This window comes from Fortiea contorta PCC 7126, from assembly GCF_000332295.1.
GTDB lineage: Bacteria > Cyanobacteriota > Cyanobacteriia > Cyanobacteriales > Nostocaceae > Fortiea > Fortiea contorta.
The window spans coordinates 3,157,218-3,170,353 of the sequence record NZ_KB235930.1 but is presented as its reverse complement, the minus strand read 5'-3'; the positions used below and the strand labels follow the sequence as shown (position 1 = coordinate 3,170,353).

Genomic DNA, 13,136 nt, shown 5'->3' with positions numbered 1-13,136 from the left:
ATCGCCTTCTTTATGCAAAGTGCGATCGCTATCTTCCTGTACCACTCAGAATCGCCACCAAAATCCGCACCAAGTCTTCTATATCAGCAGGGACACGGTATAAATTCAGGTCTTGAGTTATTTGTTTATCTTCTCGATTCAGTATCCCAAATTGCCAAATATCGCCTGTGGAGACAGCCCCCTGTAAAATTGGCTCTTGAGAATCAGTCCAGGCATCAATAGCAATTAGTTCTACAGCAAGTTGGGTAAAGCCTCTTGCTAAATCAGCATTTTTAGCTTCTATAACTAAGAGTTTACGGTCTGTGTGGAGATAATAATCGAGGGAACCTTTTAATTTTTCTGTAACATTTAAAGGATATTCAATTCTTAATTGGGCGCGGGTGTAGTGAACAATATCTAATAAAATAGGAGCAATTAGTAACTCTCTGCGGGCTGCTTCGCTAGTTAAACTGATATATGGCAAACTCTCCTCAATTCTGGATTTGAGATTCGTCAGTCTGTCTAGTTCAGCATCTGATTTTTGCAGATTGAGAGATAAACGTTTTAAAGAATAGCCAAATTCAGCTAGTATATCCTCCGGCTCAAACGCCATCTCGAAATAGCTTCTAAAAGTGTACGACTGATTTGGTTGGAGAATGGAAACTTTGTTCATAGCTGCATTAATCAACCATTCTGTCTTCTTACCCTGAACTATATCTCCCAGATAAAGCTTGACAAATTCGACAGATGCATCTGGGTTAAGTCCCTTCAGCGCTTTAGTAATCTCAACTATTGTCTCACCAGTGGGGTCATTTAGCCCATGTACCCAACGCCCAACATCCCATCGTCGGATACCCATTGTAACTGCCAGTTTGTTCTGGCTGATATTGTAGGTTGCTAAAACCTGTTTGAGTGCTTCGCCTGCCTTTCCCATGCCTCAAATTTTGTCAGAGAGTGATGTTTGAGTAAATGTCTTTATGTAGGCAGACATGATGTATGATTTTTATGTCTTCTTTTTTTAAGACATAAAAACAAATCTTAAATAATGAGGTAAGCAAACCCCGATGGCTGAAGAATTTATTTCTCGTACGTCAGACTCTAACAGTCCTCCTTCATCTGTACCCAACCGCGAATCTGTCAAAATTCTCCTAATTGGCTCCCGTCAAGGTATCAACAGCATTATTCGTTGGCTATATCGCCTCGGCTTTGCGGAAGTAGCAGCTTGGAGTAAACCCCAAGTTGCACCAAATAGCGAGGATAGAGAAATGATGAGTATTACGGTCAAACAAGTGACCTTGGACTGAATATCAAAGGTAGGACTACCAATTTGAATCAGGGCGAACAGCCTTGAATCAGGGCGAACAGCCGTTCGCCCCTACTGGAGACATTTGTGACAAAAAGCGATCGCTTCACAACACCGTTCAACTACCCAAATTAAATGTCGTCTTACCTCGCCAACAATCGGCGTCGCAGTGTATCCAACGCCGTATTTGCACTGACATAGCGAATAAAATCTCGATTGCGTGTCGCGCCAAATTTATGTTCAAAACTAGCGACTTCATCATTAGGCCCTGCTATACCGACATAAACTAGACCTACAGGCTTAGTATCTGTCCCCCCAGTCGGGCCAGCAATCCCAGTAATACTCAATCCCCAAGTGGTGGAAAGGCGAGATTTAACCCCCACAGCCATCTGTTGAGCAACGGTAGCACTTACCGCCCCAAACTTATCTAAATCTTGTGGGTTAACTCCCAGCAACCGAACTTTCACAGAGTTGTCATAAGAAATCACTCCACCCCAAAAGTAATCGGAACTCCCGGAAACTTCGGTCAAAATTTGTCCTAGTCTACCACCAGTACAAGATTCCGCTACCGAGAGTGTTTCTCCTGATGACCGTAAAAGCCGACCGATTACAGAAGACAAAGTATCATGATCAACACCGTAAAAATCTAAGCCTGCAATTTCTTTAATTTGTTGCTCCACAGGTGAAATCAAAGCTTGGGCGGCGGTTTCAGAAGTAGCTTTCGCCGAAACTCGCAATCTGACTTCCCCTTTCCCTGCGTAAGGAGCGACTGTAGGGTTAGACAAATCAAACAAAGGTGCTACTTTCTCCGCCAAAGCCGATTCACCAATACCCCAAAACCGCAAACTCCGACTGTAAATAATTTCCTTCCCCCAACCTTGACTTTTGAGATAGGGGACTGCTGTTTCTTCCCACATCCGGTACATTTCTGATGGGACACCGGGAAAGGTCAAAATTGTCACTTCTGGGCGGGGTTGCCAAATAATACCGGGGGCTGTACCTGTAGGGTTAGGTAAAATGTCTGCACCTTGGGGAAGCAAAGCTTGCTTAAGGTTGGTGGGGGTCATGACTCGACTACGTTGAGCAAATTTGCGAGTCATATCCTCAATCACTTCTGGGCGTTCCACTAGGGGAGAGCCAAAAAAATCAGCGATGGTTTCGCAAGTCAGGTCATCTGGTGTCGGCCCCAGACCACCGGTAAAAATGAGAATTTGTGCTCTGGAAATAGCAATTTCTATAACTTTTTTAATTCGTTCTGGGTTATCACCCACTACCGTTTGATAATAATGGGGAATGCCTAACTGGGCTAACTGTTGCGCTAAAAATTGAGCATTGCTGTTAAGAATATCTCCTAATAGCATTTCTGTACCAACACAAATAATTTCTGCACTCATGAGATTGGAAAAAAGGTAATCGATAATTGGTAATCAAAGCTATGAAATTGCGTAGCACCTTAATTCTTCATCTTCCCATTACCCATTACCCATAACCAAAGTCCTTTAAGATTGTCGAGAAAGTCTCCAAGCTCGCCAAATAGCGAAACTCAGTAGGGAGGTGGCGATACAGACATAAGTAATGCCACTAGGTACACCGGCTACAGCTAATGCTAAACTGCCAACCCACAAAGTCAGACAATAAATAAATAAAACAGTCCAACGATGGGACAAACCAGCACTTAACAGGCGATGATGCAGGTGGCGCTTATCAGCGCTAAAGGGAGATTTTCCGTGACGGAGCCTGGCTAAAATCACCGCCGACATATCGACAATGGGGACTGCGAGGATGAGGTAAGGTAACAGGACTGCGGTGAAAGCAGGAATTTTCACCAGACCGATTACACCCACAGCTGCGAGAGTAAATCCCATAAAATAAGCCCCACCGTCTCCCATAAAGATTTGGGCGGGGTTAAAATTATAGCGCAAAAATCCCAAAGCTGCACCAGCGATCGCGGCAGCAATTAAGGCTGCGGCTGGTTGCTGCATAAATAACGCCACAACGAGCATCACCACCGCCGCAATTCCGGAAACGCCGGCTGCTAAACCGTCTAAACCGTCAATCCAGTTAATCGCATTCACCATCCCCACCAGCCAAATCACCGTGATGGGTAAACTCAGCCAGTGGAGGTCTACTATACCTACTGTCGGTACAGTCACAAAATCTATACTCACACCTGCTTTCCAAGCAGCAGATGCCACAATCACTTGCATCAGTAAGCGCGTAAAAGGAGAAAGATTCAGCAAATCGTCTGCTAAACCAATTAAGAAAAAACCTAGACCACCTAAAGTGACCCCCCAAACTTGCCATTCTTTTTCTGGTGGAAGACCGCTAAATCCGCCCAACCACCAGACAATTAACAGCGAGGTGATAGTACCTGCGAAGATAGAAACTCCTCCCAGCCGTACCATCGGGCGTTGATGAACTTTGCGACCACCGGGTTGATCTACTCGTCCACTTTTGATACCAATGTTTTTGACATCAGGCGTAGTCCAGAGAACGACTACGGCGGCGACGAGGAAGGAAATCAGATGATAAATCTGAGGAGGCATCTGTAAAATTTGGTAAGTAATTTATAAGACAAAAATCGACAGATAAACTTTTCTAAATAAATATACTGGATTTCATCTCAGTATCAGTATAAAAATTTTACATTTTTAGATTTGAGTATGGGGTTAGGGGCAATAGTTATTTTCCCTAAGCCCTAACCCCTAACCCCTACACTAAAGCAGGTAAAGGAATTTCCAGGTGAGAGTAGAGCGGGAAGCGTGAGCACAAGGCTGCTACCCGTCGCCGACAATCGGCTGTGACTTCCTGAGAATCGGGGGATAATAAGCGATCGCTAATAATATTCCCAATCTCGGTAAATTCTTCTACTCCTAGCCCTCTAGTCGTCATGGCTGGTGAACCTAATCTCAGACCACTGGTAATGAAGGGTGATTGCGGGTCAAAAGGAACAGTATTTTTGTTGGCGGTGATATTAACGCCACTCATCAACTGATCCGCCTGCTTACCAGTCAAACCAATAGACCGTAAATCCACTAACATTAAATGATTGTCAGTGCCATTAGATACTAACTTTAAACCCCGGTTTTGCAATTGCGTAGCCAAAGCGCGGGCGTTGTCAATCACTTGGGCAGAATACGTCTGAAACTCTGGTTTGAGAGCTTCACCAAAAGCTACCGCTTTACCAGCGATGACATGTTCTAAAGGCCCGCCCTGAGTACCGGGGAAAACCGACTTGTCAAGTTTTTTACCCAATTCGCCATCGCCTGTCAAGATTAAACCACCACGGGGGCCACGTAGGGTTTTATGGGTAGTCGTTGTCACCACATGACAATGGGGTATGGGGTTGGGATGTAGCCCAGTGGCGACCAAACCAGCGATGTGAGCAATATCTGCGAGTAGGTAGGCGCCAATTTCATCAGCAATGCTACGAAACTTAGCAAAGTCAATCACGCGAGGATAAGCTGAATAACCGCAAATCAAGAGCTTTGGACGCTCCCTTAGCGCCAGCTCTCGAATTTGGTCATAGTCTAATTGTTCTGTTTCCTGACTGACGCCGTAGTGACGGACTTGGAACCATTTACCCGAAACATTCACCGGTGAACCGTGGGTCAGGTGTCCCCCGTGAGACAAATCCATCCCCATGATTTTGTCCCCTGGCTCTAGGAGCGTCAAGAACACAGCAAAATTTGCTTGGGCGCCGGAATGAGGTTGAACGTTAGCATGAGCAGCGCCAAACAGTTGTTTAGCGCGGTCAATCGCCAATTGTTCAACTTGATCAACAAATTCACAGCCGCCATAGTAGCGTTTACCGGGTAATCCCTCAGCGTATTTATTTGTCAGTACTGAACCTTGAGCCGCAAGTACGGCGCTAGAGGTAAAGTTTTCACTAGCGATTAACTCCAAATGGTCGCGTTGACGCTGGAGTTCGTTGTTGATTAACGCCGCGATCGCCGGATCAGAGGAGTTAAGAAAATCTGAATTCGTTTTAGTCACTTCAGTTATCCTGAATGGAAATTTTTCCACAATTGATTTGAGATGGATGTCACACTTAAGTGACCTTCCACAATCAAGAGTACATATGACAAAGTATATAGTTCAAGAGTTTTTCACAATTGACTATCAAATTGCTGACAGTAATAGTAATATCCACCTATTTTTTAATTTGCCGAACTTAGGTTAACACACGACTAGTCAAATTCCCTGTACCCTGCTAACCCTCATTCCTGGCGTCCACCGAGAGCAACTCGCCCGGCGACACTTTCAATTGCTGTCCTTGCTCCGGCTGCACCTGCTAGAATATCCCTTTCTGCGCCACCTAGGTAAAGTCGTCCAAAACTACCTACGGCTTGTACCTCCAAAATATTGATTAAAGCGGCTTTCTCGGCTTCATTCGCAGCTAGGGCCGCGTAAGCAGCTGGTTCTACTTCTAGTACGTACAGTGTTTGTCCTGCTAGTAATAACTGTCCTCGGCGAGTACGGTTAATAAGTTGGGTTTGGTAGGCGTCGATGTTGCGGATAATCTGACTGGAGACAACCCGTGGCTTGAGACATTCTTCTTTTTTGACTCCCAGAAACGCTAAAATAGCCTGACCAGCGGCTCGCGTTTCACCCTGAGAACCGGAATGCACTTCCAATAATCCGTATAACCGCTCCACTACCTGGACTCCAGGACGGACAGAAGCTGATTTGAGAGCTACATCTGTAATCCGATTGATTTCAATCCCAGGGGAAATCTCAATCCACAAGGATGTATCTCCTGGTAATGGTAAGAAACCTTGGGCTACTGTTCCTATATATGCTGCATGTTGCGGTTGCAAGCTGTCGAGAAACACAAAACTGCGTAGTTCTATTCCCAAGGTTAGTCTCTCCCATCACGGCAGTAAAAGTTATCCATAGCAATACATGAGTTTAACCTTAAACTACCATAAGGTTAGTGCTGGTATGGTTCAATTTATTGATTCGAGCTGCTCAATGCCGATAATTTGTTGATTCTCTGCAATTTCTTTGCGAGTATGAAATGTGAAATGGCGCCTGTCCCCTTCTCGATTCCACTCGGCTTGTAAAGCGGCGTGGGGATGATTTCCGCTGTTGAGCATTGCTAATTGCTGGGGCCAAACTACTCTAATATTGCTAACATCACCAACAAAGAGTTTTAAATAGCCAATAGACTTCTTGCAGAAGTCGGGAACAGGGAACAGGGAACAGGGAACAGAGAGCAGAAAAGGTATTTTTGCAAGAGGTCTAATGTTAGGTATCTTAAATTAAGTATGAAATACGATATGAGGTCATCGTCAATGGTGGCAAATTCCAGTTATGGCTATATTTCTCCAGAGGATTATCTCCAAGGAGAACAAAACAGCCCAATCAAGCATGAATATCGCAATGGACAAATTTATGCAATGGCGGGGGCGAGCAATACTCATGTGATTATTTCTCTCAATCTGGCTGCAATGTTGAGAAATAAATTGCGCGGGAGTGGGTGTCAGGCTTATATTTCTGATACAAAGGCACAAATTGAATCGATTAATGTTTATTATTATCCAGATGTAGTTGTTAGTTGCGATCAACGCGATAAAACATTTGATAATTTTTTGCGTTATCCCTGCTTAATTATAGAGGTGTTATCTCCGACTACGGAAGCTTTTGACCGGGGCGATAAGTTTGCTGATTATCGACAGATTCAGTCGCTGGAAGAGTATGTATTGGTGAGCCAAACTCGGAAGCGGGTTGAGTGTTTTCGGCGTAATTTTGAGGGGCAATGGGTGCTTTATACTTATGCAGATGGGGATGATTTATGTCTGGCTAGTATCGATTTTCGATGTGCGATCGCTGATGTATATGAAGATGTGGTTTTTGAATTTTCTCAAGTACCAGATTCGAGGTGAACAAGGTTTAGGAGGTGAGGGAAATTAGAGTTTTTTTTAACGCAAAGTGGCGCAGAGGTTACGCTAAGGTACGCAGCAAAAAGTCTGATCGGAGGTCTCCTCCGATCAGAACTTTTCAAGACAGAGGTTTTTTTAAAGAAAAAAGAGACGTTATGGGTGACGTCTCTGGAAGTGCGATCGCTATTAAGCTGGAAGAAATTTTAAGGCTGCGCCGTTCATACAATAGCGGTTTCCAGTGGGTGCTGGGCCATCGTTAAATACGTGACCTAAATGTCCACCGCAACGGCTACAATGTATCTCGGTTCTAGTCATCAAAAATGAGCGATCTACGGTGCTACCTACAGCCCCGGCAATGGGTTGAAAAAAGCTCGGCCAACCAGTACCGCTATTGAATTTGGTGTCTGATGTAAATAAGGGTAATTCGCAGCCAGCACAAACATATGTGCCTTCTGCATATTGTTTATCTAGTGGGCTAGTAAAGGCGCGTTCGGTTCCATGTTTCCGCAATACGCGAAACTGTTCTGGCGTTAAAATTGTTTGCCATTCGGCTTCGGATTTATTAACTTCAAACTTTGTATTAGAAGCTGCCATAGTTTCTGTCTCTTGTGTCAGATATCGTGATAATAATGTTGCGCCGACTATTACTATACTAGCTTGTAAAAAATGGCGTTTGTTCATCTTTTTTAGTTTTTATTTTAAAAAAAATTAGCTAAATCTAGCAAAAAGGTAGAGTTGAGATATATTTGTTTGCTCAACCATAATTGGTAATTTAGTAATATTATATCTGAGTTGAAAATTTGCTGGCGATCGCTGACGCTAAACCACAACCTAATTGCTGAACATCTGTTGCCACCCTTTAGCTAAAATAAACTTCTGCTGACAATTTTATAGTGTAAAGGAAACTGGGGAATTATGGCGCGTCTAGCTCTACTGAGTGTATCTAACAAGGTTGGTTTAATTGACCTAGCCCGTAGTTTAGTGACAGACTTTGATTTTGATTTAATCAGCAGTGGGGGTACAGCCCAAGCCCTCAAAGATGCAGGAATAGCAGTTACCAAAGTTTCTGACTACACAGGTTCTCCAGAAATTTTAGGCGGTAGAGTCAAAACCTTACATCCCCGGATTCATGGTGGGATTTTGGCGCGACGAGATTTGAGTACAGATATTGCAGATTTAGAAAATAACCAAATTCGCCCGATTGATTTAGTGGTGGTCAATCTTTATCCTTTTGAGGAAACTATTGCTAAACCTGATGTGACGCTATCAGCAGCGGTTGAGCAGATTGATATCGGGGGCCCGGCGATGTTGCGGGCGTCGGCGAAAAATTTTGCCCATTTGACTGTGTTGTGCGAGCCGACACAGTATGATGAGTATCTACAGGAATTGCGGCAAAATCAGGGTGAAGTGTCTTTGGAGTTTCGCCAAAGGGCAGCTTTGAAAGGCTTTTTGCACACCGCTAGTTATGATCAAGCGATCGCCTCTTATCTCTCAGGAACCGAACAATACACCGTCAGCGGTCGAGAATTACAATCTCTGCGTTACGGCGAAAACCCCCACCAACCAGCCGCTTGGTATCAAACTGGGACAATTCCCACAGGATGGGCGGCTGCAATTAAATTGCAAGGTAAGGAACTCAGTTATAACAATTTAGTCGATTTGGAAGCGGCGCGCTGCATCATCACAGAGTTCACCGATACCCCTGCTGTTGCTATCCTCAAACACACTAATCCCTGCGGTGTGGCTTTGGGTAGCACTCTTGTGGAAGCATATCAAAAAGCTTTCAATGCTGATTCGACTTCTGCTTTTGGTGGAATTGTCGCCTGCAGTCGCCCTATTGATGCAGCTACAGCCACTGAGTTAACCAAGACATTTCTAGAATGTGTGGTAGCGCCTGGTTGTGACGAAGCAGCCCAAGCAATTCTGGCGAAAAAATCAAATGTGAGAATTTTAGTGCTATCAGATTTGAGTCATGGGCCGAAAGAGACTCTCAAAGCGATCGCTGGTGGTTTTCTTGTCCAATCTGCTGACGATTGTCCCACCAACACCGACAAATGGCAAGTCGTCACTGAGCGCAAACCCACAACAGATGAGTTAGCAGAATTGCTATTCGCCTGGAATGTTTGCAAACACGTGAAATCAAACGCGATCGTTGTCACCAGCGATCGCACCACTTTAGGCGTAGGCGCCGGTCAAATGAATCGTGTCGGTTCGGTGAAAATTGCCCTAGAACAAGCCAAAGAGGGCGCTAAAGGGGCAATTCTCGCCAGCGACGGCTTTTTCCCCTTCGATGATTCAGTCAAAACAGCAGCCGCTGCAGGGATTAAGGCGATCGTCCAACCAGGGGGTAGTCTGCGCGACCAAGATTCGATCAAAGCCGCTAACGATCTAGGTTTAGTCATGGTTCTGACAGGCACGCGTCACTTTTTACATTAATAAACCTCTTGCAAAAGTACCTTTTATACTCTCTGTTCCCTGTTCCCTGTTCCCGACTTCTGCAAGAAATCTAATGTTATTTGTGAGCGGATGGTGCAGTTAATGAAGTGTCACCTGGCATACTTGCAAGTTAGAGAAACAGGTGATATTCTTTAGTTGTGTGTGAGGAGCAAGTTAAAAATAAAAAACGCCTGGGGTGGAAACACGGCAACACTCCCAGGCGTTTTTTATGTTTATAAATCGCCACATTTAGCCAATTGAGAAATTGTCATCTACGATACTTGTAAATTCCTAGCGCCAGTGATAATATTCATTTGTGTGTGAGGAGCAAGTTAAAAATAAAAAGCGCCTGGGGTGGAAACACGGCAACACTCCCAGGCGTTTTTTATTTGGTGATGAAACTGGCGAATAGAGGTGAGAGAACTCCCCAGCCTAGAGAATGTGTATTCAATTGCGTTTGACTCAAACCCCAGGATGCTCCCAAATCAAGAGAATTAAGTAAAAATAATAATAAGCAATCATAGGGGGCATTATGTACCGGATAACTCAAATTATTCAAAACGCCTATATTCGGATTGAAGCTTTGTTTAGTGTTGTTTTTGGCGGTTTATTTAGCTTGCTCAAAAGCTTTTTTGGCTTGTTTGCTAAGATATTTGGATTCAACAGTTCTAGTTATTTTGTAGAATCCGAAGCTCAGGGTTCAGAAGTTAAGCAATCTACAGCCCCAGAGCCAAAACAACTGACTGAAAATAAAACTCCTGTTGTTGAGAGCAGTCCACAGAAGACCAAAAAAGTCGAGAATTATTATCTGAACATGGCACGTGATGTGAAAAAGAACTAGAAAGGCGTTGCTGTTGATTGAAAAAGGATGTTCACCCTTAGCGTTCAGTGCAGGGTAGGATAAAAAAGGAACTCAATACAGCAACAGCCATGATCGAAAAAATCAAGCTTTATTCCTCAATTTTAGCCCCATCCGTTTATAGGTGGGGTATTTTCATACTTAATCCTAGCCTGCGGTAAACCCTGTGCGTCTACACCCTTCACCTTTCACCTTTCATACTTCATACTTCATACTTCATACTTCATTAAAAGTCGCATGATTCAAGCTAGTGGTGTAATTATTTGTCTAGGCTATATTTTGGGGTTACTGTTGAGTGTAGTTCCCCTGGGTGGTGTGTGGATTTTATTATTGGGAATCTTAGGTGCAGTTCTATCAGTAAGACAGCAAAAGTTAGCTCGAAAACCAGAAAATGTGAGAGCTAAAGTTAAAGGAATCGATAATAATTGGCAGAATTTACCCCGTGCGCGCATCTGGTTAATTGCTGGTTTAGTGGGTTTATTAGCAACTTTCTATTTGCAAGTGCGAGTCCCACAACCAGGAATAAAAGATATTAGTAAATTTGTCCCGCCAGGAAATAGCAATAATCAAGAACAACTGGTGATTGTGCGGGGAAAAGTGGGGAGTACACCCAGATTAACACGTAGTCAGCGGGGACAATTTTGGTTAGAAGCGACTCAATTTGATGAAGTGAAAAATCAAAAAGCGCCAGGGGATGTTTCCAAAGGAGTGACTGGTAAATTATATGTGACAGTACCCATACTCCAAGCGACAGGACTATATCCCGGACAACAAATTGCAATTACTGGAGTTTTATATAAACCGAAAACAGCATCTAATCCTGGTGCTTTTGATTTTCAAAAATTTCTTCAACAAGAAGGTGTATTTGCTGGTTTGTTAGGTCGGCAGATTAATATTTTAGATAATGAGCGACAATGGGGATGGTGGCAAGTTAGACAGCAAATAGTGCGCTCGCAAGTCCGCAGCTTAAATATACCAGCTGGGCCTTTGGTGAGTGCGATGGTTTTGGGAAGCAAGGCTGTGGATTTACCATACGATATCCGTGACTTGTTTGTCCAAGCTGGTTTAGCTCATGCTTTGGCTGCTTCTGGGTTTCAAACTTCTTTGATTTTGGGTGTAGTTTTGCAGTTGACTAGGCGCGCAAAGAAGGGAACACAATTTATTCTGGGCTTGTTGGCTTTAATTATTTTCCTCAGTTTGACAGGGTTTCAACCTGCAGTTCTCAGAGCAGTAATTATGGGTTTTGCTGCTTTAGTGGGGTTGGCATTAAAAAGGAAAGTTAAACAGTTAGGATCATTGCTATTAGCTGCTACTTTACTATTATTATTTAATCCTTTGTGGATTTGGGATTTAGGTTTTCAATTTAGTTTTCTCGCTACTCTGGGATTAATTGTCACAGTACCAGCAATTGTGCAGCGTCTGGGTTGGCTACCTCCAGCGATCGCTTCTTTAATTGCTGTGCCTTTAGCGGCGACAATCTGGACTTTACCTGTGCAGCTTTTTGTATTTGGAGTTGTACCATCTTATAGTTTGCTATTAAATATTATTAGTACGCCCTTGATTTCTGTGATTAGTATTGGGGGAATTATTAGTGCCTTAATAGCAGTAATTTGGATAGAAGCTGGTAGTTTTATTGCGGGACTTTTATATTATCCCACAGATTGGTTAATTAAATTAGTAGAATTATTTAGCAAATTACCAGGAAACTCTGTTGCTGTCGGCAGTATATCTATTTGGCAATTGCTAATTATTTATGGATTAATTATTTCAGTTTGGCTGGTGAATTGGTGGCGACAAAGATGGTGGTTTGCTGGGGTGATTGCTATTGGTTTAGTTCTTGTGCCAGCATGGTATTCAGCTAATAATTTGTTGAAAATTACTGTTTTATCTGCCGGGACAGAACCAGTTTTAGTAATTCAAGACCGAGGAACTGTTACCTTAATTAATAGTGGCGATGAAAGTACAGGCAAATTTACAATTGTGCCATTTTTACAACAACAAGGCGTGAATCAAATTGATTGGGCGATCGCTAGTAATTTTCCGGGAAGTGATAGTCATGGTTGGTTGGAAGTTTTGCGACGTTTACCAATCAAAAACTTCTATGGATATTCACCTTCTCCAGAAAATACGATTGAGACACAAGTAATTCAACAAGAAGTGCAAAAATATCAGGGAAGCTATCAACCTTTACCTGTGGGACAAACATTAAATACTGGTGCGATCGTCGCCCAATTAATCAACGACCAATTACCTATATTAAGATTACAAATCCAAGACCAAAACTGGTTACTAGTAGGTGATATTAAGTCAAATGAAATTGAACAATTAGTAAAAGCTGGTGCTTTACCTCGTCCACAAATTCTCTGGTGTAGTCCACAGTCCTTAAAGGATTTAGTCGCAGCACTCCAACCACAAATAGCGATCGCTGCTGCTGCTGACATAGAACCAAAAGCATTGACTGAACTCAATCAAAGCCAAACCAAACTATTTTTCACGGGGCGAGACGGCGCTATTCAATGGACACCAAATAACGAATTTGAAGCGTTTATCCAAGCAACAGAAAATAAGTCTTCTGCGTTGTGAAAATAGGGGCTAGGATCTGGGGGTTAGGGGCTAGGGAGTTGTTTTCGTGAATCGGTATTAGATCTTGTAGAGACGTTACACTGCAACGTCT

12 protein-coding genes are annotated in these 13,136 nt (G+C 43.3%); 5 read left to right on the top strand and 7 right to left on the bottom strand.

The window, feature by feature from the left end; translation table 11 throughout:
* Positions 1–28 precede the first annotated feature (28 nt).
* Complete coding sequence (locus MIC7126_RS0114610) at positions 29–913, bottom strand: helix-turn-helix domain-containing protein (RefSeq protein ID WP_017653898.1); 885 nt, start codon at positions 911–913, stop codon at positions 29–31.
* A gap of 130 nt (positions 914–1,043) precedes the next feature.
* Here MIC7126_RS0114610 and MIC7126_RS0114605 point away from each other — a divergent pair, with 130 nt between their 5' ends.
* Positions 1,044–1,283, top strand: a complete 240-nt coding sequence (locus tag MIC7126_RS0114605; RefSeq protein ID WP_017653897.1) for a hypothetical protein — start codon at positions 1,044–1,046, stop codon at positions 1,281–1,283.
* A gap of 142 nt (positions 1,284–1,425) precedes the next feature.
* Here MIC7126_RS0114605 and MIC7126_RS0114600 read toward each other — a convergent pair whose 3' ends face one another.
* The 5 genes from MIC7126_RS0114600 to MIC7126_RS31960 form a co-directional block, all read right to left on the bottom strand.
* A complete protein-coding gene (locus MIC7126_RS0114600; RefSeq protein ID WP_017653896.1) occupies positions 1,426–2,676 on the bottom strand; it encodes a competence/damage-inducible protein A in 1,251 nt (416 codons plus the stop codon).
* 105 nt (positions 2,677–2,781) lie between these two features.
* Entirely contained in the window at positions 2,782–3,828 is a 1,047-nt protein-coding gene (locus tag MIC7126_RS0114595) for a glycosyltransferase family 4 protein (RefSeq protein ID WP_017653895.1), read from the bottom strand.
* A gap of 166 nt (positions 3,829–3,994) precedes the next feature.
* Entirely contained in the window at positions 3,995–5,278 is a 1,284-nt protein-coding gene (gene glyA, locus MIC7126_RS0114590; RefSeq protein WP_017653894.1) for a serine hydroxymethyltransferase, read from the bottom strand.
* A gap of 224 nt (positions 5,279–5,502) precedes the next feature.
* The gene (locus tag MIC7126_RS0114585) at positions 5,503–6,141 is read right to left on the bottom strand and encodes a beta-carboxysome protein CcmP (RefSeq protein ID WP_017653893.1); all 639 of its coding nucleotides are present in this window, start codon (positions 6,139–6,141) and stop codon (positions 5,503–5,505) included.
* 90 nt (positions 6,142–6,231) lie between these two features.
* Complete coding sequence (locus MIC7126_RS31960) at positions 6,232–6,381, bottom strand: GIY-YIG nuclease family protein (protein ID WP_017653892.1); 150 nt, start codon at positions 6,379–6,381, stop codon at positions 6,232–6,234.
* A gap of 198 nt (positions 6,382–6,579) precedes the next feature.
* Here MIC7126_RS31960 and MIC7126_RS0114575 point away from each other — a divergent pair, with 198 nt between their 5' ends.
* Entirely contained in the window at positions 6,580–7,170 is a 591-nt protein-coding gene (locus MIC7126_RS0114575; RefSeq protein ID WP_017653891.1) for a Uma2 family endonuclease, read from the top strand.
* Positions 7,171–7,353: 183 nt separating this feature from the next.
* Here the strand turns inward: MIC7126_RS0114575 and msrB are convergent, their stop codons facing one another.
* Entirely contained in the window at positions 7,354–7,848 is a 495-nt protein-coding gene (msrB, locus tag MIC7126_RS0114570) for a peptide-methionine (R)-S-oxide reductase MsrB (RefSeq protein WP_017653890.1), read from the bottom strand.
* Between the two features lie 234 nt (positions 7,849–8,082).
* Between msrB and purH the strand changes: the two genes are divergently transcribed.
* The 3 genes from purH to MIC7126_RS0114555 all read left to right on the top strand — a co-directional run bounded on the left by purH (position 8,083) and on the right by MIC7126_RS0114555 (position 13,045).
* Entirely contained in the window at positions 8,083–9,603 is a 1,521-nt protein-coding gene (gene purH, locus MIC7126_RS0114565; RefSeq protein ID WP_017653889.1) for a bifunctional phosphoribosylaminoimidazolecarboxamide formyltransferase/IMP cyclohydrolase, read from the top strand.
* A gap of 532 nt (positions 9,604–10,135) precedes the next feature.
* Positions 10,136–10,444 (top strand): hypothetical protein, encoded by a 309-nt coding sequence (locus tag MIC7126_RS0114560; protein WP_017653888.1) that lies wholly within the window; start codon positions 10,136–10,138, stop codon positions 10,442–10,444.
* 255 nt (positions 10,445–10,699) lie between these two features.
* Positions 10,700–13,045 (top strand): ComEC/Rec2 family competence protein, encoded by a 2,346-nt coding sequence (locus MIC7126_RS0114555; protein WP_017653887.1) that lies wholly within the window; start codon positions 10,700–10,702, stop codon positions 13,043–13,045.
* Positions 13,046–13,136 lie beyond the last annotated feature (91 nt).